The following is a 21,797-nucleotide window of genomic DNA, read 5'->3' as shown; positions in this document are numbered from 1 at the left end:
GGTGAAGCTGGTCGCGGGCATACCCCCGGCGCCCATCGCCGCGCCCCCGCCGCCCCCGGACGCGCTGACGGCCGACATCTCCGTCGCCGACACCGCCGACACCCCGGGTGCCGCGCCGGCCATGGCGCCCGGGTTGGCGAACATGCCCATCATCGATTGCAGCGGCTGCATCATCTGCATCGGCGCCTGCATCATCTGCATCGGCGCCTGCATCATCTGCATCGGCGCTTGCATCACCGACTGCAACGGCTCCATGAACGAGCCGGCCTGGCTCATGAAGTCCTGGCCGCCCGACGCCGCCTGACCGGCGCTCGAGGTGCCCTGCTGCGCGCCCTGCAATGCGGAGCGCATGCCGTCGCCGGCGCCGACCTGGGCGGCCGACTCGGCGACGGCCGAGGCCGCCTGCGCCGGCGCCGCCGGCGACGCGCCCATGGTCGCGACGGGCGGGGCGATCGCGAGGCTCTGGGTCAGCGAGGTGAGGATGGCACCGTAGCTCGCGCCGACGGCGGAGTTGTTGGGCCACATCACCCCGAAGTACTGGACGTCGAGCGAGACGATGCGCGGGGTCAGCGCCCCGAGCACGAGGGGGTTGATGCAGTTGTCGACGCCCCATTCGTCACGGTTGGCGATGCACTCGGGCGCGGGACGCATGGAGCCGTACGCCATCTGATACGCGGAGACCGCGGTGGCGACGGTGGGCGGCTTCACGTCGACCCAGCCGGCCAGCCCGTGTAGCGCGGTGTTGAGCATCGTGACGTTTGCGACCGAAGCCACCGACCCGGCGCCCAGCCAAGATGCGGACGTCGTCGCAGTGTTGATCGCCGACGCGACACCTGAGGCGTGGTGGGTGGCTGCCAGAGCCATCCAGGCGGCCTGATTGGCGAGGTGCGTGCCCACCCCGACGCCGCCCTTCAGCAGCAGATCGTTCTCCTCAGGCGTACGCGCGGCCCACCCCGGATCGGCCATGCGTACTTCCCCCTTTTAGAGCATTCCGCCGGCCGCGAGCGCGGCCATGCGGGCGGCCTCCGTCGAGACGACGGTCGCCGAAGCCAGGCCCTGTGCCCCGGCGAACAGGCCGCGCTGCGCGGCGTGCTCGGACACCACACCCAGATAGCTGGCGCCACAGGCGTTCAGGGCCGCCGCGAACATCGCCGAGTCGGGGTCACTGCCCATCGGCAGCGCACCGAGCAACGCCGGCGCCGCCGCCGAAGCCGCCGCCTCGGTTTCGGCGCTGATGGCCGACTCCGCGCCTGCCGATGCCAGAACCGCCTCTGGCTGCATCGACATAGTCATGATTTCCCTCCGATTGCTCAACGTCATAAGACGGGCTTGGCGCATCAGTCTAGTGCGGTTCGACCGTTCGTGTATTCACTCGCTTTCTCCGAGGCCGGAGTCCGAAAATTCCGCGGTTGATCTGACCGCCGGTATTCCCGCTATCAGTCATCCGTCAAACAATCTCGTATGTCACTGCAGGCACAGGGGCCACGTAGGCACCGGCCCGAACCGTCGATCCGGCTCGGTCATGCAAATGCGTGGCAGTAATCGGCAATCCGCCCATTGTTGGCGGTATTAGCCGAATTCGGCCGACCGCCGCAATTTCGCGGCCGCAATAGCGCCCGAGGCTACAAGGGGCCGCGCCCATCGCCGGCCAGGTTCAGCAGCAGCCGCGTGCCCCCAAGCGGGCTGGTCTGCAACGCCGCCGTGCCACCGTGCAGCTCGGCCTGCTGGGCGACCAGCGCCAGGCCCAGGCCGGATCCCGACCGCGATGCCGTCGACCCCCGGGCGAAGCGCTCGAAGACCGAGGCGCGCTCCGACTCCGGGACGCCCGTTCCGTCGTCGTCGATCGCGATCTGGACGCCCTCGCTGGAGCTGCTGACGGTGAGCAGAATCTTCCCCGCGTTGCCGTGCTTGACCGCGTTGGCGATGGCGTTGTCGATCACCAGCCGCAACCCGGTGGGCAGCCCGACCATCAGCACCGTGGGCGACGGCACCAGCGACACGTCCACATCCGGATAGACCCGCAGCGCATCGTGCGCCGCGCGGTCGAGAAGTTCAGTGATGTCGAACGGGACGAAATCGTCGACGGTGGTGAGCTCACCCTGCGCCAGCCGCTCCAGCGCCGTCAGCGTCGCCTCGATGCGGCTCTGGGTGCGGATGACGTCGCCGATGACCTCGTCCCGCTGCTCGCGCGGCAGGTCCAGCGTGGAGAGCACCTCCAGGTTGGTGCGCATCGCCGTCAACGGGGTGCGCAACTCGTGGGAGGCGACGGCCGCGAAATCACGGGCCGACTCGAGCGCGGCTTTGGTGCGCTGCTGTTCGTTGCCGATGCGCGCGAGCATGCCCTCGACGGCCTCGGCGATCTCCACGGCCTCGCGCACCCCGCGCACCTGAACCTCGTCGGGACTGGACTGGGCGTTGATGGCGCGGGCCTGCTGCGCCAGCAGCAGGAACGGGTTCACCATGATCAACGAGATCACCCAGCCGACGACCACCGTGCCGCCGATGACGCTGGCGCAGATCAACAGCACCCGCAGATGCAGCTCGTTGATGCGGTGCTGGGCTTCGGCCAGCGGCGCGGCCAGCGCGATCGACGCGGGGCCGGCGGAGAAGGTGCGGACGCGGTATTGCACCCCGTTGATGGTGGTGTTCGCGTATCCGTTGGGCAGCTTGGGCAGCACGATGTTGCTGGGCACCGAGACGGTCACGTCGCCGATGCGCGCGGTGCGGACCAGGTTGCCGTCGGGCATGGGCTGGTCGGGGCTGGCGTGCTCCACGTTGTTGAGCAACGTGTTGATGTCGCCCAGGCTGCTGACCGAGTCGAGCCGGCGGTCCAGCTGGCTGTACTGATCGTTGGTGACACCGACCCACACCCAGGTGCCCAAGAGCACGACGAGGGTGATCACCGACAGCGCCGCGACGACGACGATGGTGCGCAGCGACAACACCCGCATCGGCAGCTTTACGTGCGGTAACACGCGGATGTCACGCTCCTTCGTGCCGCTCGCGGCGCCGGGCCGGCGACGGTGTCGACGGCTGATCACAACCCTCACACCGATAACGGTTCGCCGCCTTCAGGCGTCGTGGCGTTTCGCAGAGAATGTAGCGCCAATCGTTCGGCTCGTGCCCGGCCGCCCCGCGACCTGCGACATTTGCCTCCGAACTCGGTGAGTGAGTACTCTCTCACCATGCTCGCCTCAGGACGCGACCGGCTGCTTGCCGAGGCGCTGAAGCTCTTCGCCGCCAAGGGGTACGCGGCGACGTCGGTCGCCGACATCCAGCGGGCATCCGGCCTGGCCCCCGGGTCGGGAGCGCTGTACAAGCACTTCGGCTCCAAGCGCGAGCTGCTCGAGGCCGCCGTCGCGCACCGGATCGACAGCATCGTGGCGGCGCGCGAGCAGTACGACGCCGGGCAGCCGGGCAGCGTCGAGCAGGCGGTCCGCACCGCCGGCCAATTGATCTGGAGCAACTTCAAGGAAAGCGAAGATCTGCTCAAGGTGATGCTGCGCGAACCCGACGAGCTCGGCGACCTCGACGAGAAGACGTGGCAGGTGATCACCGACAACGCCTATCAGCGTTTCGCCGACGAGTTGGCGGCGTCCAACCGCTCGGGCCGCACGGCCATCCCCGATCCCGAGGCGGCCGCGGCCGTCGCGATCGGGTCGTTGTCCTACGCCGCGACGCTGCAGGCGCTGACGGGCCGGCTGCCGGGCAACATCGACGAAGACCGCTACTTCGAGGCGTGGGTCAACCAGACGGTCAGCGTCCTCTCGCAATACGGAACCCGTTGAGCACAACAACCATTCAGGAGTGAAGCCGTGACTTTTTCCCTACAACTGACCGACGACGTGATCGAGGTGCGCGACTGGGTGCACAAGTTCGCCGCCGACGTCATCCGCCCCGCAGCCTCGGAATGGGACGAGCGGGAGGAGACGCCCTGGCCGGTGATCCAGGAGGCCGCGAAGGTGGGCCTGTACTCCCCCGACTTCTTCGCCCAGCAGGCGGCCGAGCCGACGGGGCTCGGCATGCTCACCGCGTTCGAGGAGATGTTCTGGGGTGACGCGGGCATCGCGCTGTCCATCATGGGCACCGGCTTGGCCGCGGCGGCGTTGGCGGGCAACGGAACTCCCGAACAGCTGGGTCGCTGGCTGCCCGAGATGTTCGGCACCGCCGATGAGCCGAAGCTGGGTGCGTTCTGCTCGTCCGAGCCCGACGCCGGCTCCGACGTCGGCGCGATCCGCACCCGGGCGCGCTACGACGAGGCCACCGGCGAGTGGGTGCTCAACGGCACCAAGACGTGGGCTACCAACGGCGGCATCGCGAACGTGCACATCGTGGTGGCGTCGGTCTACCCCGAGCTCGGCACCCGCGGGCAGGCGACGTTCGTCGTCCCGGCCGGTGTCAACGGGCTGGCCCAGGGCCAGAAGTTCAAGAAGCACGGCATCCGGGCCTCCCACACCGCCGAGGTGGTGCTGGACAACGTCCGCCTGCCCGAGGACCACATCCTCGGTGGGCGGGAGAAGTTCGAGGCGCGCATCGCCCGCGTCAAGTCGGGTGCCTCCGCGCGCAGCCAGGCGGCGATGAAGACCTTCGAGCGCACCCGTCCCACGGTCGGGGCCATGGCCGTCGGCGTGGCCCGGGCCGCCTACGAGTACGCCCTCGACTATGCCTGCCAGCGTGAGCAATTCGGCCGCAAGATCGGTGAATTCCAGGCGGTGGCATTCAAGTTGGCGGACATGAAGAGCCGTATCGACGCCGCCCGCTTGTTGGTGTGGCGGGCCGGCTGGATGGCGCGCAACAACCAGCAGTTCGACGCCGCGGAGGGGTCGATGGCCAAACTGGTGGCCAGCGAGACGGCCGTCTACGTCACCGACGAGGCGATCCAGATCCTCGGCGGCAACGGCTACACCCGCGACTATCCCGTCGAGCGGATGCACCGGGACGCCAAGATCTTCACCATCTTCGAGGGCACCAGCGAGATCCAGCGCCTGGTCATCTCGCGCGCGCTGACCGGCTTGCAGATTCGGTAGCGGCCGCATCCCGAGGCCCGTGCCGCGGCGGGCACCAGCCATGATGGCCGGATGACCACCGAGATCCGGGTCCTCGACAGCGAAGCGGACCTGCTCGCCGCGGCCAACGTGTTTCGGGTCGCCATGATCGGCTTCCCGCCGCTGCCGGAGCTGCCGGCCGGCCGGATCACCGAGCTGCTCGAACCCGGCCGCACCGTCGGCGCATTCGTGGGCGGCCAGCTGGTGGGCACCGCCGACGCCGTCACGAGCCGCATGACGCTGCCCGGCGGGGCGGTGGTGGGGCACGCCGCCGTCACGCACATCGGGGTGCTGCCGTCGTTCACCCGGCGCGGCATCGCCACCGAGCTGATCCGTCATCAGCTGAGCGACATCACCGCCCGCGGTGAGGTGGTCGCCTCGCTGCGGGCATCGGAGGCGACGATCTACGGCCGATACGGCTATGGCGTCGCCAGCTCGTCGCAGACGGTGGAGGTGCACACCGCGCGGGCGACGCTGCGCCGCGACGTCGGGGCCGGTGGCCCGGTGCGGTTGGTCGACCCGGCGGAAGCCTGGGAGCTGCTGCCCCGGATCTACGCCCAGAACCGTCCGGCACGCCCGGGCACCATCGACCGGCCCGACGCGTGGTGGCAGAGTCTGCGGCTACGCACCGAAATGTCGCCGCAGCCTTCGTATGTCGCGGTGCACGGCGCGCCGGGATCCGAATCCGGGTTCGCCCGCTACCGACCCGTCGACACCGACAGGTGGTTCGTCAGCGACCAGCGCACCATCGCGGTGGAGGACTTCTTCGCCCCCACCGCCGAGGCCTACCTCGGTCTGCTTCGGTTTCTGCTCGGGCTCGATCTCATTGACCGCGTAATCTTTTGGATGCTGCCGTTGGACGACCCGCTGCCCGGGCTGCTGGCCGATCGGCGGGCGGCGCGGGTCACCGCGGTGCACGACGAGACGTGGCTGCGCGTCGTCGACGCGCCGCGGGCGCTGGCGGCGCGTAGCTACGTCGGCGACGACGCGGTCACCATCGCGGTGAACGACCCTCAGCTGCAGGGTAATTCGTGCAGCTTCGTGATCACGCCGGACGGCGCCGGGCCGACCGAACGGCCCGCGCAGTTGCGGGTCGACGCCGAGGGGCTGGGTGCGGTCCTACTCGGCGGCACCACCTGGCGCGACCTCGCCGTCGCGGGCCTGGTCCGCGCCGACGACCCGGCCGCGATCGCCGCGGCCGACCGCCTGTTCGCGGTGCCGCAGGCTCCCCACGCCGGGTTCTTCTTCTAGCCGCGCGGGTATGCGGGTCGCGTGATCGTCATCGTCGGCGCGGGGGTGTGTGGGCTGGCCGCCGCCTACGAGCTGGCGCGGCGCGGGAAGCCCGCGATCGTGCTGGAGCGCGGGCGCCCGTTCGGCGAGCAATCCACCGGGCTGGCCCGCATCTTCCGGACCGCACACCGACGCCCTGCGCTGTGCCGCCTCGCCTTGCGGGCCCGCGCCGGCTGGCAGCGCTGGGAGACCGAACTCGCCGCGGGCCGGCTGCTGGGTTCGGAGGGATTCATCGCCGCCGGCGCCCGCGAGGAGACCGCGGCGGCGATGACGCAGGCCGGGGCGACGTTCCGCTGGCTGGACCGGGCCGATATCGCGGCGCGCATTCCGTTCGCCGCCCCGCCCTGGGAGTCAGGCGTGCTGGACCCCCTCGGGGGCAGCCTGCGCATCCGCCGGGCGCTGTCCGCGTTGGCGCTGCGGGTCGGGGTGCGCCGCGACGAGGTCGTGTCGGTCGCCGACGACGGCGCGACCACGCTCGCCGACGGCACCGTGCTGCGGGGCGATCGCGTGCTGATCTGCGCCGGTGTGCAAACCCCCGCGCTCTTCGGCCCGCTAGGCGTCGAGTTTGCGCCGCACACCCGGTTCACCTACGCGGGCGCCGACGCGACGGGGGCGGCGTGCCTGTCGGCGCCCGAGGGCTACGGGCTGCCGCTCGGCAGCACGGGCCGCTGGGCCTTCGGGCAGCAAGCACCGGATCCCGCGACGGTCCGCGCGTTGTTCCCCACGCTTACCCCGGTGGAGCGGGTGGACTGCGTGACCGTTCGAGCGCCTTGGCTGGACGCGGGCGGCGACGGCTGGACGGTGGCGCGGCGCGGTCGCGTTCTCGCGTTCGTCGGCGCCAACCTGATGAAGTTCGGCCCGCTGTTGGGTGAGCTGCTCGCGCGGGCGGTGCTCAGCGATGAGACGCCGGCCGAGTTGGCGTTGAACTAGTTGCGGCGCAGGATCACTCGATGCGGCGCTGATCTTGCCGATCAGTAAAGCCTTGGCGCGCAATCGCTTCGGTGCGGGCCGGCGGCCACGGTCAGCCGTGCGGCGCCTCGGAAATCTTGGTGTCCGGCTTGCCCAACGTCTGGCAGTACGTCAAGGCCGAGAGCCGGGTGGCCGAGATCTCGGCGTTGGCCGGGTCGGTGCCGTTCTTGTCCTTCAGCATCTTGCTGACCTCGTCGTTCTGCTTCTTCTCGTCCTGCGTCGTGAAGTCCTTGCACTTGGTGTCGCCACCGGTGTTGATGACCTGTGAGGCCGAACACGCGCTGGACAGCAGCACAGCCATCGCGAACGCCGCGGCCGCGATTTGCTTCATGGTTTGCCTCCCTGGAGTCGAGTAGTGGTATCAGTACACCAAATCGACCGATTTGAAACCCCCGCACGAGATTTGCCCGCCGGTTCCCGCGTTTGCGCCGCGTGCAAACCGCACGCGATGGGGAATAACTGCCTCGTCCGCATCGTCGTTTAGGGTTTGTCGCGCCAAGCCAGACGGGGAGGAAACGTCCAGTGTCCCTAGCCAACGGGTCAACTCCGCGGCCGTCGGTGGCGACACTGGGCAAGGCTGGTACCCAAAATTCCGACCGCGGCGTGTTCGCGGCCGTGTTGGTGCTGCTGTTATCCGTGGGGTGGGTCGCCAACCACTTCGTCGCATTGATGCCCTTGCTCAGCGTTCGGCAACGCCTCAGCCCGGCCACGCTTGATGCGATCTTCGGCGTCTACGCGGTGGGATTGGTGCCGGGTCTGCTCGTCGGCGGGCGCGCGTCGGACGCGTTCGGGCGGCGGCCGGTGGCGCTGGCGGGTGCGGCGACCGCCGTGGCCGGCACCGTGGCGATGCTGTGCTCTCAGCAGTACGACGTTTTGCTCGTCGGACGCCTGGTCGTCGGGTTCGGCGTCGGCCTGGCCATGAGTTCCTGCACCGCCTGGGCCTCCGATCTGAAGGGTCCGGCCGGGGCCGCCATGGCCGGGGCGGTGTTGATGGGCGGTTTTGCGATCGGCCCGTTCGCCGGGGGGTTGATCGTCAAGGCCGGCCCGGCCGGCATCCTCTTGTCGTTCGTGATCGCGGCCGCGATCGGCGTGGCCGCGATGGCCTTCGCAGTTCTTGCCGCGCGGGGCGCGCGCACCGCCGCGCCGCCAACCACGCAGGTGCAGCAGCCGTCGACGAACCCGGGGCAGGGAGCCGCGCGGGCGTTGAGTTGGGCGATGCCGCTGGCGCCATGGGTGTTCGCGTCGGCGACCCTTGGTTTCGTCGCGATCCCCGGCCGCGTCCACACGGGGTTGGCCGCCCCGATGGCGATCGGCACCGCCACGTTGCTCGTCAACGGGGTCAGCGGACTTATCCAAGTGCTCGCCCGCGCGCGCCGCTGGGGGCCGCGGGCCGGCACGGTCGGCGCCCTGCTGGCCGCCCTGGGCTACGCGGTCACGGCGCTGGCCCCGCCGACAATGTCGCTGGCGTTGGGCCTTTTGCTGTTCCTGGTGCTCGGGTGCGCGTCCGGCCTCTGTCTGCGTGAGGGCTTGATCGACCTGGAGTCCGCGGCGCCGAAACACTTGCGCGGCGCGCTCGTCGGCGCGTTCTACGTGGTGACCTACATCGGCTTCGGCCTGCCGCTCATCTTGGCGACGGTCGGATCGGCGGTTTCGACGACCATTCTCGCGGTGATGGCGGCGTTGGCGTTGTTGGCCGCCGCCACTCGGGCGGTGCGCCTTCGACGCCACGCCCACCGAAAGGGCTGACGTTGCCGTTCGTCGCTCTGGCCGTACGGCTTTCGATCACGTTGGCCGCGTTGCTGGCGTGTTCCCGCGCTACATCGCTCCCCGGCGGATGCGTAAGGCGTTGAGGCTTACGCCAATTCGCGTAGGGTCTCGATCAGCTTGATCCGCTCGCCGGGCGTTGACGCGATGGGCGAGACGTTCAGGGTGGTAACCCCGGCTTCCCGGAAGGCGGCAAGGCGATCCTTGACGAACGCGCGGCTCCCGATCAGGTTCACGTCGCGCACCAGATCGTCGGGCACCACTTTGGCGGCGCCCTCCTTGTCACCCGCCAGGTAGAGCTCTTGGATCCGGTCGGCCTGCGGGCCGTAGCCGTACTTGGTGGCCAGCATGTGATAGAAATTTTTGCCCTTGGCCCCCATCCCGCCGATGTAGAGGGCCAAGTGCGGCTTGACGAATTCCCTTAGCAATTCCGCGTTTTCGCCGATCGCCAGCACCGGGCCGGCGAAGATGTCCAGCTTACCCAGGCCGGGATCCCGCTTGGCGCGGCCGGCGGCCAACGCCTCTCCCCACACCTCCTGCGCCTTCTCGGGCAGATAGAAGATTGGCTGCCACCCCTCGGCGACCTCGGCCGCCAGCTCCACATTTTTCGGTCCCAGCGCCGCGATCAGTATCGGAATGCGTTCCCGGACGGGCTGATTGATCAGCTTCAGCGGTTTGCCCAGGCCGGTGCCCTGCCCCGCCGGCAGCGGGATCGTGTAGTACCGGCCCTGGTGTTTGACCGTCTCGCGGCGCCACACCTGGCGGCAGATGTCGATGACCTCGCGGGTCCGGGCGATCGGCGCGTCGTAAGGCACTCCGTGGAAGCCCTCGATGACCTGCGGGCCGGATGCGCCCAGCCCCAGGGTGAACCGCCCGTCGGAGACGTAGTCCAGGCCGGCGGCGGTCATCGCGGTCAACGTGGGCGTTCTGGTGTAGAGCTGCAGGATCCCGGAAGCCAGTTCGACCCGATCGGTGCTGGCGGCCAGGTAGCCCAGCGCGCTCACCGCGTCGAACGAATACGCCTCGGGGACAAAGACGATGTCGAGCCCGGCGCGCTCGAGGTCGGCCACTTCGGCGGCCACGTCCTTGAATCCGCCCGCATAGTTGATGCCCAAACCGATTCGCATCTTGCCCCCTACGCGGTGGTGGACTCGTCGGCCAGCTCGAGCGCCTCGCGCTGGATCCGGTCGAACTGCGCGCCCATCGCCTCCGAAAGCGCTTTGGCGCCCGACAGCGGCCGCACCATCACCATGAAGTCGTCGATGAGCCCGTCGTCGTCGAAGTGCAGGAAGTCGCAACCGGTGATCTTGACGCCGGGCGCCCCGGTGATCCCGGTCTCGAACACGAAAGCGTGGTTGCGCCCGCCGTCGTCGTGGATCTCACGGATGTAGCGGAAGTCCTCGAAGATTCGCAACACGCCGCGCAGGATCGCCGCGGTTATCGGCTTGCCCACGTAGGGCTTGAAGGCCACCGGGCTGGTGAACACGACATCGTCGGCCAGCAGCGCCACCATGGCCCGCTCGTCACGTTCTTCGACCGCCTCGCGGAAGGGATGCATCCGCCCACCTCACATTTCGTTGGGAAGTTCCGTTGACGCTATGCGGTGGGACCCGACATGTCCATAGTGCGATTAATCACTTTGTTGAATAATCGCGCCGTTGTAGCATTCTTTGGATGTCGCTGCGTGACGCGGTACTGGCCGCCCTGCTCGAGGGCGAATCGTCCGGGTACGACCTGGCCAAGGACTTCGACGCCTCGGTCGCCAATTATTGGATGGCCACCCCGCAGCAGCTGTACCGGGAACTGGACCGGCTCGCCGAGCAGGGGCTCATCCAGGCGCGGCTGGTGCACCAGGAGCGCCGGCCCAACAAGCGCCTCTTCTCCCTGACCGACGCCGGGCGCGCCGCGATCGGTGAGTTCACCGCCAAGGCGCCCAGGCCGTCGGCGATCCGCGACGAACTCATGGTGAAGGTCCAAGCCGCCGACGCCGGGGACACCCGCGCCGTGCGCGAATTCATTGACGAGCGCCTGCAATGGGCGACGGCCAAACTGCAACGCTACGAACGGTTACGGGCGCGGGTGCTCGACGGTCGTGACGAAGAGGAATTCCTGGCCGAGGCCGAGCGCATCGGTCCCTATCTGACGCTGCTGCGCGGAATCGCGTTCGAGGAAGAGAACATTCGCTGGGCCAGCCGCGCGCTGGCCGTCATGGAACACCGCCTGTCCGCGCGGGCCGACGAGTGAGCCGACGCCGACCATGGCGCTCGACCGCTATCTCCAGGCGAAGACCGGTTGCTCCAGCTCGTCGACCGGGTCCGGGCGGCCTTCGAGGCACAACCACCGCAGTTGCAACAGCACGGCGCCGGTGGGCGCGTGAATCAGGTCATTTCCCAACGGGATTTGCACCACCGGGCGCGGGCTCTCGGGGATGGTGATGAACTGCGGTGAATCGGCGCGCTGCAATTGATGCAGCCCCACCCGGTACACCGCCACCACCTCGTCGGGCGCCGGGCGGGGATCGAGGCGGCCGCCGCCCCAGATCACGACCGGGGTGATGACGTACCCGGACCGGGTCGGGTAATCGTCCAGCAGCCCAAGCACGGTCGAGGCGGGCAGGGCGATGCCGACCTCCTCACGCAATTCCCGCAGCGCCGCGTCGACGGCGGTCTCGCCCGGGTCGAGGCGACCGCCGGGCAGCGCCCACTGCGCCGCATGCGAACTGAGGCGAGACGCCCTGCGGCACAACAGGAACGCCGCGCCACCGGACACGCCGACCATCCGGCCGTCGAGGCCGTGCGCCGGCATGCCGCGGTCGCCGTTCCACTCGTCCACCGGCGCCGGATCCACCCGGTCCTCGCCCGGGGTCGAGTCCACCAGCACCACCGCCACCGCCGCGTGGCGCTTCGCGGGGTCGGTGACCTCGCGACGGCGATGACTCGCCAGATGGCCGCCGATCCGCTCACGCAGCGCCTCGTCGTACGGGATGGTCACGAGTTTCCAGACTAGGCCGAAGCCGCCCGCGTCGCGGAACCCCGGTGTGGTTGACTGCGACCGTGCAGAGGGAAACCCTACTGGCCCGGCGCTTCTTCGACCGCTTCGAACCGGTGCACGCGGTGACGTACTTCGCGCCGGAGGCGCGGGCGGCCCTGGACGGCCTGGGTTACCGCGGATTCTGGATGGGCTATTTCGCCGCCCGCTCGGCGCCGCTGGGGATGGTGCCGCGCGAGGTCGTCACCGCCGTCTTCTACAACTTCGCCCCGGAGCGGGTGGCCAAGGCGCTGCCGGCGGCATGGCACATCGCCGGCCCGGACGCGGCGCTGCGCGCCCGGCAGGACTCGGCCGTCGCGGCGCTGCGCCGCTACGGGCTGGAGTCTGCCGAAAGCGTCTGCATCGCAGCGGAATTGGCGGGGAAGGCGGCAAGGCTGGCGCCGCTGGACGGGCGTCCGCTGTTTGCGGCGAACTCGGCGTTGCCGTGGCCCGACGATCCGCTGGCCGCGCTGTGGCACGCGACGACGCTGTTGCGCGAGCAACGCGGCGACGGTCACGTGGCGGTGCTGGCCGCCGCCGGCATCTCGGGCCGGGAATCCAACGTGCTGCACGCCGCGGCGGGCGGGGTGCCGCGCGAGTACATCGCGCGCACCCGCGATTACGACGAGCCGGCGTGGCGGCACCACGAGCAACGGCTGGCCGATCGGGGATTGCTCGATGCTGACGGGTCGCTGACGAGCGCCGGCCGGGAACTGAAAGACCACATCGAGCGGTCCACCGATGCGCTGGCCCTCTCGGCGCTCGACGCGCTCAGCGACGAGGAGGTGGAAACGCTGTTTCGTGCGCTCACACCGATCACCCGCGCCGTGGTGGCGGGCGGCGACGTTCCCGGCCTCACGCCGATGGGGTTGCGCCGCGACGAATTGCACGATGACAGTGCGCATTTGGCTTCCTGACCGCTGCGTGCCCGCGCCGGCGCGTTAGTCTGGCCGCATGAGCAACCAGCGGATACCCGGCGGAGTGGTGCACAAGCTGCCTGCGGACCTGCGCGAGTCGCTGATCGGCAATGCCACGGCGCTGGCCGCGTGGAACGACATCACGCCCTTGGCCCGTAACGAGTTCATCTGCTGGGTGGAGGACGCCAAGCAGGAGGCGACCCGGCAGCGTCGCATCCGCCGGACGCAGGAGGAGTTGGAAGAGGGCAAGCGCCGGCCTTGCTGCTGGCCGGGCTGCAAGCACCGCGAGCGCACCGGCAAATAACTGTCAGCGCCCCAGCGGCTTGTAGAACACCAGCCCGTTGCCCTTGTTGTCGTAGACCACCGCGCGGCGCTCGTGTGCGTCGTCGTACGGACCCTTGACGATGCCACCGCCGCTGGCCTCCACCGCCTTGGCTGCGGCGTCGACGTCGGCGGTCTTGATGCCGACGACGACCTGCCCTGGGATGGGATGGTCCACCGGGGTCGCGAGGGCGAGCGTGACGGGGCCCCCGTCGAGGGCGGCGAAGTGCGCTCCATCGCGGAATTTCAGCGCCATTCCCAGGGTCTCGCTGTAGAACCGGATCGACTCTTCGAGGTCATCGGTCGACAGGATGATCATCTTCACTTCGTGCTCGCTCACGGTGCCTCCTTTGGCCGGATGGCATACAGACTATGCCGCGAGGGCGGCCAGGAGTGGGCGAGCGGTCGAGAGTCAGGTCCGGCCGGCCGGAATCACCTGTCCGTCAAGGTAATCCATGGGCGGCCCGTCCCCACGCCCGGCGTCACGGTCGGCCACCGCGGTGGCCAGGGCGGTGCCGTCCTGAATTGTTCCGACGATCTCGACGTGGTCGTTGACCGTGAAATGCGAAGCGACACCGGCGGGTTCGCCCCCGCCATGGCCGATGAGCGCGGTGTTGGGAGTGACCAGGTAGGTCTGGGTGTACCCGTTGGCGCTGCGCGCGGTCACCGAGCCCGGCGACACGGCGATCACCGTGCCCTCCTGGCGCACCGTCTGCGAGGCCGCCGGCGGCTCCTGGCTGGCCTCGATGGTTCGCTTTTGGCCGTGCGGCGCGTTGAGCAGCAGTGCCGCACACGCCGCCGCACACAGCATGGACGCCGAGGTGACTTCGCACACCGCCGCGACACCCGACCCGCGGCGCGCGGTCCGGCGTACCGCCGGGCTTTGCTCCGGCGTCGCGGGCATCCGATGTTTGGCAGCCACGATCAGTCCTCCCCTGCGGCTTTGCGCCGACGAATGCCGGCGCGCACCGAGTCAGGTTGTTGCTCGTGGATTTACCCCGGGGGCGAAGCTGATAAACCGCCCCGGGTCAGTTACGGGCCGCCCGCGCGGGCGGCGGCGTCGTCAGCCCTTGGTGAGGGTGAACTGCGCGACGTCGGTGTAGCCCTCGCGGAACAGGTCGGCGCAACCGGTGAGGTACTTCATGTACCGGTCGTAGACCTCTTGGGACTGGATGGCGATGGCCTCGTCGCGGCGCGACTCAAGCGCGGCCGACCAGGTGTCCAGCGTGCGCGCGTAATGCAGGCGCAGCGGCTGGTAGAGCTTGAGGCCGAAGCCGGCGCGGGTCGCCTGCTCCTCGACGGTCTTGGCCGCGGGCAGGTCTCCCCCCGGGAAGATCTCGTCCATGATGAATTTCATGAACCGCAGTTTGGTCATCGTGATGGGCAGCCCGCGCTCTTCGAACTCCTCGCGGCTGGGCTGAATGATGGTGTGCAGCATCATCACACCGTCGTCGGGCAGCGCCTCGTAGGCCATCTTGAAGAAGTCGGGGTAGCGGTCGCGCCCGAAGTGCTCGAAGGCGCCGATGGACACGATGCGGTCCACCTTCTCGTCGAACTGCTCCCAGCCCTGCAGCAGCGCCCGCTTGCTGCGCGGGCTGGGGTGCTCGTCGAGGCGGCGCTGCACGTGCGCCTGCTGGTTGCGGCTCAGCGTGAGGCCGACGACGTTGACGTCGTACTGCTCGAGCGCCCGGATGATGGTGGTTCCCCAGCCGCAGCCGATGTCGAGCAGGGTCTGGCCCGGTTGCAGCCCGAGCTTGCCCAACGAGAGGTCGACCTTGGCCAGCTGTGCCTCCTCGAGGGTCATGTCCTCGCGCTGGAAGTAGGCGCAGCTGTAGGTCCGCGTCGGGTCGAGGAACAACGCGAAGAAGTCGTCGGACAAGTCGTAGTGCGCCTGAACGTCGTCGAAATGCGGCTCTAGGCTCACGGGCTCGCTGCGGTTCTCGGGCACAAACAACCTCTGACTTTGGTGGATTTTTTTCTCGCGTGCGATCGCGGTCGATCGACATGCTGACGCCCCAGTGTATCCACACGGTTGGCGAAGCCTTTCCCCACGTCGCCCGGCCGGTTGACTGGCCCGCCCCGATGGGACACCATGGCCGCGAACCGTAGCGGGTGAGAAAGGCGGGGCGCCGCGATGGCCGACATCACCATGTTGATCCTCGCCGACCACGAGTGGTTCCGCGAACAGTTCGCCAAGCTGGACTACTTGCAGGCGCAGACACCGGTCGACGAGACCGCCCTGGCGCGGGTGTGGCGTCCCCTCGCCGACAAGCTGGACGTGCACGCCTACATCGAAGAGAAGATTTTCTACCCGCAGCTGCTGAAGCGGGGCACGCAGGACCCCGAGGGCGAGACGCTCGACGCGATCGGGGATCACAACGACATCCGCGACGGCGTGCGCGACGCCAACGCCGCCCTGGTCGGCAGCGAGCAGTGGTGGGCGGCGGTCGGCCGCACCCGCGAGGCCAACGACGAGCACATGGGTGAGGAGGAGCGCGAGGGGCTGTCCGACTTCCGCCGCGCCGCCCCCGCCGGCCTGCGCGAGGCATTGGGCCGGCAGTACAGCGAGTTCATGGCCGAGCATCCCACCACCAAGGGCTTGCCCATCATCGACCGGGACCCGCAGAGCTACGTCGAGGATGTCGAGGCCACCGCGCCGCCCAAGGAGCGGTCCGAGCCGAAGGACTTTTCGCTTCGCATCGGCAGCCTGAAAGGTCAGTGATTCGGTCGACCAAGGCCCGGTGGCTACCATCGGCCCCCGGTCAGTTCCGACGTACAGCCGGTTGGGAGTGAGAAGTGTTCGGCCCGCGAGACTTCTGGGTACGCAATCGGGCGATGAACGCGCGACCGCGCCGAACGAAATGGGCCCGCAACGAGATCCGGGTCGCCGACCCGGCCATGCGCCAAACCATCATGGGCACCGCGATCGGCAACTTCATGGAGTGGTACGACTTCGGTGTCTACGGCTACATCGCCACGACCATCGCCCAGGTGTTCTATCCGGGTAAGAGCGTCAGCGGCGTCCATCTGATCGCGACCTTCGGCACGCTGGCGGCCGCGTTCATGGTGCGCCCGCTCGGCGGCTTCATCTTCGGCCCGCTCGGCGACCGCATCGGACGGCACCGCGTCCTCGTCGTCACCATCCTGATGATGACGGTGAGCACCACCGTGACGGGCCTGCTGCCCGGCTACAGCGCCATCGGAATCTGGGCGCCCATCCTCCTCGCCATCGCCCGCATCTTTCAGGGCCTGTCGACCGGCGGAGAGTTTGTCGGGGCGATGACCTACCTGGTCGAGCAGGCCCCGGACCACAAGCGCGGCATGATGGTGGGCTTCCTGCCGATGGGCAATCTGGTCGGATTCGTGCTCGCCGGGGGAATGGTCACCGCGCTGCAAAGCTGGCTGCCCGACGACGACTGGCTGGCCTACGGCTGGCGGATTCCGCTGCTGCTCGGCGCGCCCTTCGGCCTGTTCGCGCTGTTCCTGCGGCTGCAACTCAAGGAGTCGTCCGCCTACCAGAACGCGGCCGAGAGCGCGGGGCCGCCGGCCGGCGGGCGGCAGCAATTCCGGCGCACGGTGCTGGACCAGTGGCGGGGTCTGATCATCTGCGCGGCTCTGGTGTTGACCTCCCAGGTCGCGGACTTCATGCTGACCGGTTACCTGCCGACGTACCTCAAGCTGTTCGTGCGCGTCGGCCACACCGCGGGACTCGTGATGATCGTGGTGACGCTCGCGATCCTGATGGTCACCGTGGTGCTCGTCGCCGCGCTGTCCGACCGCATCGGCGTCAAACCGATCATGTGGACCGGATGCGCACTGTTGATCGTGGGTTCCATCCCCGCCTTCCTGCTCATGCGCTTCGGCGGCATCTACCCGGTGATCTTCCTCGGGGTGCTGCTGATCGGACTGATGGAGCTCTGCTTCGACAGCACCGCACCCGCGATGCTGCCGGCCCTGTTTCCCACCAGCGTGCGCTACGGCGCGCTGGCCATCTCCTACAACATCGCGATATCGGCGGTGGGCGGCACCACGCCGCTGATCGCCCAGGCGTTGGTGTCGGGCACCGGCAACGTCATGGCGCCCGCCTACATGATGATCTTCGGTGGCCTGGTGGGGGCGGTCACGTTGGTGTTCACGCCCGAGGTCGCCGGTAGGCCGCTGCCGGGTTCCGGGCCCGCGGTGGAAACCGAGCAGGAGGCGCGCGCGCTGGCCGACGACGTCAGCTAGCGACGTTTATTTTCCGCGATCCTGCCTAATCTCTTTAGGCATGCGGACCGCGTTTCACCACCAGTTGGGAACGCTCACCCAACAGCTCGGGGCGATGTGCGCGATGGCCGGGGAGGCCATCGCGCTGGCCACCGAGGCGCTGCTGAAAGCCGACCTGGTGCTGGCGGAACACGTCATCGCCGGCCAGGCGGACATCGTCGCCGTCGACCACGACGTCGAGGAGACCGCGTTCGCGCTGCTGGCATTACAGGCGCCGGTGGCCACGGATCTGCGCGCGGTGGTGAGCGCGATCCACATCGCCGCCGACGCGCAGCGGATGGGCGGGCTGGCGGTGCACGTCGCCGAAATCGCCCGCATGCGTCATCCGCGCAACGCGCTGCCCGGCGACGTGCGCCGGCACATCGCCGAGATGGGCGACGTGGCCGAGCACCTGGCCTTCGGCGCCCGCGAGGTGTTGCTGGCCCAGGATCCGGGCGGCGCGGCGCAAATCCGCCGCGACGACGACGCGATGGACGAACTGCATCACCAATTGCTTGCGGTGCTGATGGACCCCGGCTGGCCGCACGGCGTGGCCGCCGCGGTGGACGTCACGCTGTTGGGGCGCTTCTACGAGCGATTCGCCGATCACGCCGTGCAGATCGCCCGGCGGGTCATCTTCCAGGCCACCGGGCAGTAGGCGAAAGCGCCTGCAACCAAACGGCTTCCGTGTGAGGAGCCGCGGCGTGGGTATATAAGCCAGGTGAAGCCGCCTTGCCGCCGCCCCCTCTTCAACGCCCACGTCCTGCCCGGGCCGGCGCGCTGATGGCCAAGCCCAAGGCGGTTCCCGAGGACTTGCGCCGGTTGGCCGCGGCACACGGCGTCGCCACCTCCTACCGAAACGAACGACGCGAACCCGTCGAGGTCGACGCCGACGTGGTGATCCGCGTGCTCGGCCTGCTGGACGTCGATGCCGCCAGCGAGGCCGGCCGGCGCCAAGAGTTGGCGAACCTGGCGGCGCGTGAGCGCGCCGGCGCCCTGGCGCCCACCATGGCCGTGCGCGTGGGCGGACGACCCCGGCGGCTGCCCGGGGCCGCGGTGTTGATGGGCGAGGACGGCGACCGGATCGAGGTGCGCGACGAGCTGCCCGCGGACCTGCCCGCGGGCTGGTATCGGCTTCAGCTGCGCGACGGCCAGGAGGCCACCCTGGTGGCCGCCCCACCGCGGGTGCCGCCTACGCCGGCGACCTGGGGGTGGATGCTGCAGCTCTACGCGTTGCGCTCGGGCCGGTCCTGGGGCATTGGCGACCTGGGCGACCTGCGCGAGTTCCTGAGCTGGACCGCCACCGAACACGGCGCGGGTGCCCTGCTGCTCAACCCGCTGCACGCGCCGGGGCCGACGCATCCCGTACAGCCATCGCCCTACACCCCTTCCAGCCGGCGGTTCGCAAATCCGCTGGCCCTGCGCATCGAGGACCTCGATGCCTATTCCCGCGCCGACCCGGCCACCCGCGCGGAGGTCGATGCGCTACGGGTCTCGGCGACCACCGAGCGGATCGACTACGACCTGGTGTGGGCGGCCAAGCGGTCGGCCCTGGAGCTGCTGTGGCGCGCCGAGGGCCGACCCAGCCCGTTGGACGGCCCGGGCGCCGAGACGGGGCTGCGCGACTGGGCCACCTATTGCGCCCTGGCCGAGCGGCACGGCGGCCGGTGGACCCGGTGGCCGGCGCCGCTGCGCGATGTCGCCGGGCCGGCGGTCACGGCGGCCCGGCGCGACCTGGCGCCCAGGGTCGCCTTCCATGCCTGGGTGCAGCATCGCTGCGACGAACAGCTGACGGCGGTGCGCGACGCCGCCCGGGCGGCGGGCATGGCGCTGGGCGTGCTGCACGACCTGCCGGTGGGCGTGGACGCGAACGGCGCCGACGCGTGGGCGCTGGCCGAGATGCTCGCCACCGGGGTCAGCATCGGGGCGCCGCCGGACAACTTCACCCCGCGCGGCCAGGATTGGGGACTGCCGCCGTGGCGGCCGGACCGCCTCGCCGCCACCGGCTACGCCGCGCTGCGCGACATGCTGCGCGCCGTGCTGGCCCACGCCGACGGTCTGCGGATCGACCACGTCGCCGGGCTGTGGCGGCTGTGGTGGATTCCGCCGGGCGACGGCCCGGACCGCGGCACCTACGTGCACTACGACGCCGAGGTCATGCTCGCCGTTCTGGCGCTGGAAGCGCACCGGGCCGGGGCCGCCACCGTGGTGGGCGAGGATCTGGGCACGGTCGAACCGGAGGTGACCCAGGCACTGGCCGACAACGAGATGCTGGGGTGCGCGGTGTCCTGGTTCACCCGCGACGAATCCCAGGCGGGCGAACCGCTGCTCGCGCCGCGGCGATGGCCGTCGCGGGCGGCCGCCAGCCTGTCCACCCACGACCTGCCGACGGCGGCCGGCTTCCTGCGCGGCGAGCACGTGCGCGCCCGCGCCGACCTCGGCCTGCTCGACGACGTGCCGGGCGAGCAGTCGGTGGCCGACAAGGAACGGGCCGAATGGGTGGAGCTGCTGCGGTCCGAAGGACTGCTCACGAGCCCGGACCCGGACGAGGCGGCGATCATCACCGCGATGCACCGGTTCCTGGCCGCCACCCCGAGCCGGCTGAAGCTGATCTCGCCGTACGACGTGCTGGCCGAGCCCCGCCAGCCCAACCTGCCGGGCACGGTCGACGAGTACCCGAACTGGCGGCTGCCGCTGCCGGAAACGCTCGAGGAGCTGCGCGCCGACCCGAGGGTCGCCGAGATCACCGCGGTCTTCCGCGAGTCGTCCACGGCTGATTAGCGAGGGCGCACTTCGGCTACTAGGAGATGGGTGCGTGCCGCGTCGCCGGCGCAGCGAAAGGAATGGGGTTGACCATGGAACCGATATCGCCCACGGATGCGCTGTTCCTCATCGGCGAATCCCGCGAACACCCGATGCATGTGGGATCGCTGCAACTCTTCGAGCCGCCGAAGGACGCCGGGCCCCACTTCGTCCGCGAGTCCTATCAGGCCATGCTCGAGTGCACCGACGTACAACCGACGTTCCGCAAGCACCCGGCCTTCTTCGGCGGCCTCACCAACCTCGCGTGGTCGCTCGACAAAGACGTCGAGCTCGATTACCACCTGCGCCGCTCAGCCCTGCCCGAGCCCGGCCGGGTCCGCGACCTGTTGGAGCTGGTTTCCCGGCTGCACGGCAGCCTGCTCGATCGGCACCGGCCGATGTGGGAGGCACACCTGGTGGAGGGCCTACAGGATGGCCGGTACGCCGTTTACACGAAGTACCACCACTCACTGATGGACGGCGTGTCCGCGATGCGGCTGGTGCAACGCGCCTTCACGCCCGACCCCGACGACGACGAGGTGCGCGTCCCGTGGAGCCTCGGGCCGCGCAACCGCGGCGGGGACCACAAGCGTCCGTCACTGCTGGATCGGGTGGGCCGCACCGCGGGGTCGGCGCTCGCGCTGGCGCCGTGCACGCTGAAACTGACGCGGGCGGCGCTGATCGAACAGCAACTGACGCTGCCGTTCCAGGCCCCGCGGAGCATGTTCAACGTCCGCATCGGCGGTGCCCGCCGGGTGGCGGCGCAGTCCTGGTCGCTGGACCGGATCAAAGCGGTGAAGTCGGCGGCCGGGGTGACGGTCAACGACGTCGTGCTCGCCATGTGCTCCGGGGCCCTGCGGGCCTACCTCCTCGAGCAGGGCGCCCTGCCCGACTCCCCGCTGACCGCGATGGTGCCGGTCAATCTCCGCAAGGCCGACGACGACCGCGGCGGCAACCTGGTCGGCACCTTCCTGTGCAACCTGGCGACGGACCTGGACGACCCGGCGAAGCGGCTCGAGATCGTCAGCACGTCGATCCGCGACACCAAAGAGGTCTTCCAGCAACTCCCGCCGGTGCAGCAGCTGGCCCTGTCGGCGTTCAACATCGGCGGCCTGTTCTTCGGGCTGATCCCCGGCTACCTGTCCGCGGCGTCACCGCCGTTCAACATCGTCATCTCCAACGTCTCGGCCGGTCCCTCCGAGCCGCTGTACTGGCGTGGCGCGCGGTTGGACGGCAACTACCCGTTGTCCATCCCGCTGGACGGTCAGGCGGTCAACATCACGGTGACCAACAACGCCGACAACCTCGACTTCGGCCTGGTCGGCTGCCGCCGCAGCGTCCCGCACCTGCAGCGGCTGCTGGGCCACCTCGAGACCTCACTCAAGGACCTGGAACGCGCCGTCGGCGTGTGAGCGGC

The 21,797-nt window shown here is 69.5% G+C and carries 23 protein-coding genes; 13 read left to right on the top strand and 10 right to left on the bottom strand.

Annotated features, from left to right (window positions below):
- The 3 genes from A5680_RS16045 to A5680_RS16035 all read right to left on the bottom strand — a co-directional run.
- The coding region (locus A5680_RS16045; RefSeq protein WP_067820960.1) for a PPE family protein at positions 1-966 on the bottom strand (966 nt) is incomplete at its 3' end.
- A 15-nt stretch (positions 967-981) separates the two neighbouring features.
- Complete coding sequence (locus A5680_RS16040) at positions 982-1,293, bottom strand: PE domain-containing protein (protein ID WP_055399676.1); 312 nt, start codon at positions 1,291-1,293, stop codon at positions 982-984.
- Between the two features lie 329 nt (positions 1,294-1,622).
- On the bottom strand, positions 1,623-2,951 hold the full coding sequence (locus A5680_RS16035) for a HAMP domain-containing sensor histidine kinase (protein ID WP_067820974.1): 1,329 nt from the start codon (positions 2,949-2,951) through the stop codon (positions 1,623-1,625).
- Positions 2,952-3,185: 234 nt separating this feature from the next.
- Here A5680_RS16035 and A5680_RS16030 point away from each other — a divergent pair, with 234 nt between their 5' ends.
- From A5680_RS16030 to A5680_RS16015, 4 genes are read left to right on the top strand one after another with little or no spacing between them, the layout of a single operon-like run.
- On the top strand, positions 3,186-3,788 hold the full coding sequence (locus tag A5680_RS16030; protein WP_156349414.1) for a TetR/AcrR family transcriptional regulator: 603 nt from the start codon (positions 3,186-3,188) through the stop codon (positions 3,786-3,788).
- A 27-nt stretch (positions 3,789-3,815) separates the two neighbouring features.
- Positions 3,816-5,027 (top strand): acyl-CoA dehydrogenase family protein, encoded by a 1,212-nt coding sequence (locus A5680_RS16025; RefSeq protein WP_055399633.1) that lies wholly within the window; start codon positions 3,816-3,818, stop codon positions 5,025-5,027.
- Between the two features lie 51 nt (positions 5,028-5,078).
- Positions 5,079-6,296, top strand: coding sequence for a GNAT family N-acetyltransferase (locus A5680_RS16020; RefSeq protein ID WP_067820957.1), 1,218 nt, complete (start codon positions 5,079-5,081; stop codon positions 6,294-6,296).
- Positions 6,297-6,317: 21 nt separating this feature from the next.
- Positions 6,318-7,265: an FAD-binding oxidoreductase gene (locus tag A5680_RS16015; RefSeq protein ID WP_067820954.1), complete on the top strand. Its 948-nt coding sequence runs from the start codon at positions 6,318-6,320 to the stop codon at positions 7,263-7,265.
- A gap of 91 nt (positions 7,266-7,356) precedes the next feature.
- Here the strand turns inward: A5680_RS16015 and A5680_RS16010 are convergent, their stop codons facing one another.
- Complete coding sequence (locus A5680_RS16010; protein WP_055399627.1) at positions 7,357-7,635, bottom strand: hypothetical protein; 279 nt, start codon at positions 7,633-7,635, stop codon at positions 7,357-7,359.
- A 227-nt stretch (positions 7,636-7,862) separates the two neighbouring features.
- Here A5680_RS16010 and A5680_RS16005 point away from each other — a divergent pair, with 227 nt between their 5' ends.
- The gene (locus A5680_RS16005) at positions 7,863-9,050 is read left to right on the top strand and encodes an MFS transporter (protein WP_067820951.1); all 1,188 of its coding nucleotides are present in this window, start codon (positions 7,863-7,865) and stop codon (positions 9,048-9,050) included.
- A gap of 107 nt (positions 9,051-9,157) precedes the next feature.
- Here the strand turns inward: A5680_RS16005 and A5680_RS16000 are convergent, their stop codons facing one another.
- Together A5680_RS16000 and A5680_RS15995 are read right to left on the bottom strand one after the other, a co-directional pair.
- Positions 9,158-10,195 carry an LLM class F420-dependent oxidoreductase gene (locus A5680_RS16000; protein WP_067820948.1) on the bottom strand — a complete coding sequence of 346 codons (1,038 nt, stop codon included), beginning with the start codon at positions 10,193-10,195 and terminating at the stop codon, positions 9,158-9,160.
- Between the two features lie 8 nt (positions 10,196-10,203).
- The gene (locus A5680_RS15995) at positions 10,204-10,626 is read right to left on the bottom strand and encodes a nuclear transport factor 2 family protein (RefSeq protein ID WP_067820945.1); all 423 of its coding nucleotides are present in this window, start codon (positions 10,624-10,626) and stop codon (positions 10,204-10,206) included.
- Between the two features lie 116 nt (positions 10,627-10,742).
- On the opposite strand from A5680_RS15995, the gene A5680_RS15990 reads away from it, so the two are divergent.
- The gene (locus A5680_RS15990) at positions 10,743-11,312 is read left to right on the top strand and encodes a PadR family transcriptional regulator (RefSeq protein ID WP_067820942.1); all 570 of its coding nucleotides are present in this window, start codon (positions 10,743-10,745) and stop codon (positions 11,310-11,312) included.
- Between the two features lie 27 nt (positions 11,313-11,339).
- On the opposite strand, the gene A5680_RS15985 is transcribed toward A5680_RS15990, so the two are convergent.
- Complete coding sequence (locus A5680_RS15985) at positions 11,340-12,059, bottom strand: CoA pyrophosphatase (RefSeq protein ID WP_067820939.1); 720 nt, start codon at positions 12,057-12,059, stop codon at positions 11,340-11,342.
- A gap of 62 nt (positions 12,060-12,121) precedes the next feature.
- Here A5680_RS15985 and A5680_RS15980 point away from each other — a divergent pair, with 62 nt between their 5' ends.
- Positions 12,122-13,012: a hypothetical protein gene (locus A5680_RS15980; RefSeq protein WP_067820936.1), complete on the top strand. Its 891-nt coding sequence runs from the start codon at positions 12,122-12,124 to the stop codon at positions 13,010-13,012.
- A gap of 37 nt (positions 13,013-13,049) precedes the next feature.
- Entirely contained in the window at positions 13,050-13,316 is a 267-nt protein-coding gene (locus tag A5680_RS15975) for a YdeI/OmpD-associated family protein (RefSeq protein WP_055399613.1), read from the top strand.
- Between the two features lie 3 nt (positions 13,317-13,319).
- On the opposite strand, the gene A5680_RS15970 is transcribed toward A5680_RS15975, so the two are convergent.
- The 3 genes from A5680_RS15970 to A5680_RS15960 all read right to left on the bottom strand — a co-directional run bounded on the left by A5680_RS15970 (position 13,320) and on the right by A5680_RS15960 (position 15,281).
- Positions 13,320-13,673 carry a VOC family protein gene (locus tag A5680_RS15970; protein WP_067820933.1) on the bottom strand — a complete coding sequence of 118 codons (354 nt, stop codon included), beginning with the start codon at positions 13,671-13,673 and terminating at the stop codon, positions 13,320-13,322.
- A gap of 72 nt (positions 13,674-13,745) precedes the next feature.
- Positions 13,746-14,255: a hypothetical protein gene (locus A5680_RS15965; protein ID WP_067820930.1), complete on the bottom strand. Its 510-nt coding sequence runs from the start codon at positions 14,253-14,255 to the stop codon at positions 13,746-13,748.
- Between the two features lie 141 nt (positions 14,256-14,396).
- Positions 14,397-15,281 (bottom strand): cyclopropane mycolic acid synthase family methyltransferase, encoded by an 885-nt coding sequence (locus A5680_RS15960; RefSeq protein WP_067820927.1) that lies wholly within the window; start codon positions 15,279-15,281, stop codon positions 14,397-14,399.
- Between the two features lie 186 nt (positions 15,282-15,467).
- Here A5680_RS15960 and A5680_RS15955 point away from each other — a divergent pair, with 186 nt between their 5' ends.
- From A5680_RS15955 to A5680_RS15935, 5 genes are all read left to right on the top strand, one after another.
- A complete protein-coding gene (locus tag A5680_RS15955) occupies positions 15,468-16,055 on the top strand; it encodes a hemerythrin domain-containing protein (protein WP_055399607.1) in 588 nt (195 codons plus the stop codon).
- Between the two features lie 176 nt (positions 16,056-16,231).
- Positions 16,232-17,560: an MFS transporter gene (locus A5680_RS15950; RefSeq protein WP_067820971.1), complete on the top strand. Its 1,329-nt coding sequence runs from the start codon at positions 16,232-16,234 to the stop codon at positions 17,558-17,560.
- 40 nt (positions 17,561-17,600) lie between these two features.
- Positions 17,601-18,236: a phosphate signaling complex protein PhoU gene (gene phoU, locus A5680_RS15945; RefSeq protein ID WP_067820924.1), complete on the top strand. Its 636-nt coding sequence runs from the start codon at positions 17,601-17,603 to the stop codon at positions 18,234-18,236.
- A 125-nt stretch (positions 18,237-18,361) separates the two neighbouring features.
- Entirely contained in the window at positions 18,362-20,359 is a 1,998-nt protein-coding gene (locus A5680_RS15940) for a 4-alpha-glucanotransferase (protein WP_067820921.1), read from the top strand.
- A gap of 74 nt (positions 20,360-20,433) precedes the next feature.
- Positions 20,434-21,792, top strand: coding sequence for a wax ester/triacylglycerol synthase family O-acyltransferase (locus tag A5680_RS15935; protein WP_067820918.1), 1,359 nt, complete (start codon positions 20,434-20,436; stop codon positions 21,790-21,792).
- The last annotated feature ends 5 nt before the right edge of the window (positions 21,793-21,797 follow it).

The sequence above is a fragment of the Mycobacterium sp. E2989 genome, assembly GCF_001667595.1.
Classification (GTDB): Bacteria; Actinomycetota; Actinomycetes; order Mycobacteriales; family Mycobacteriaceae; genus Mycobacterium.
Note: the sequence above shows the minus strand (reverse complement) of the source record. Positions and strands in the feature narration are given on the sequence as shown.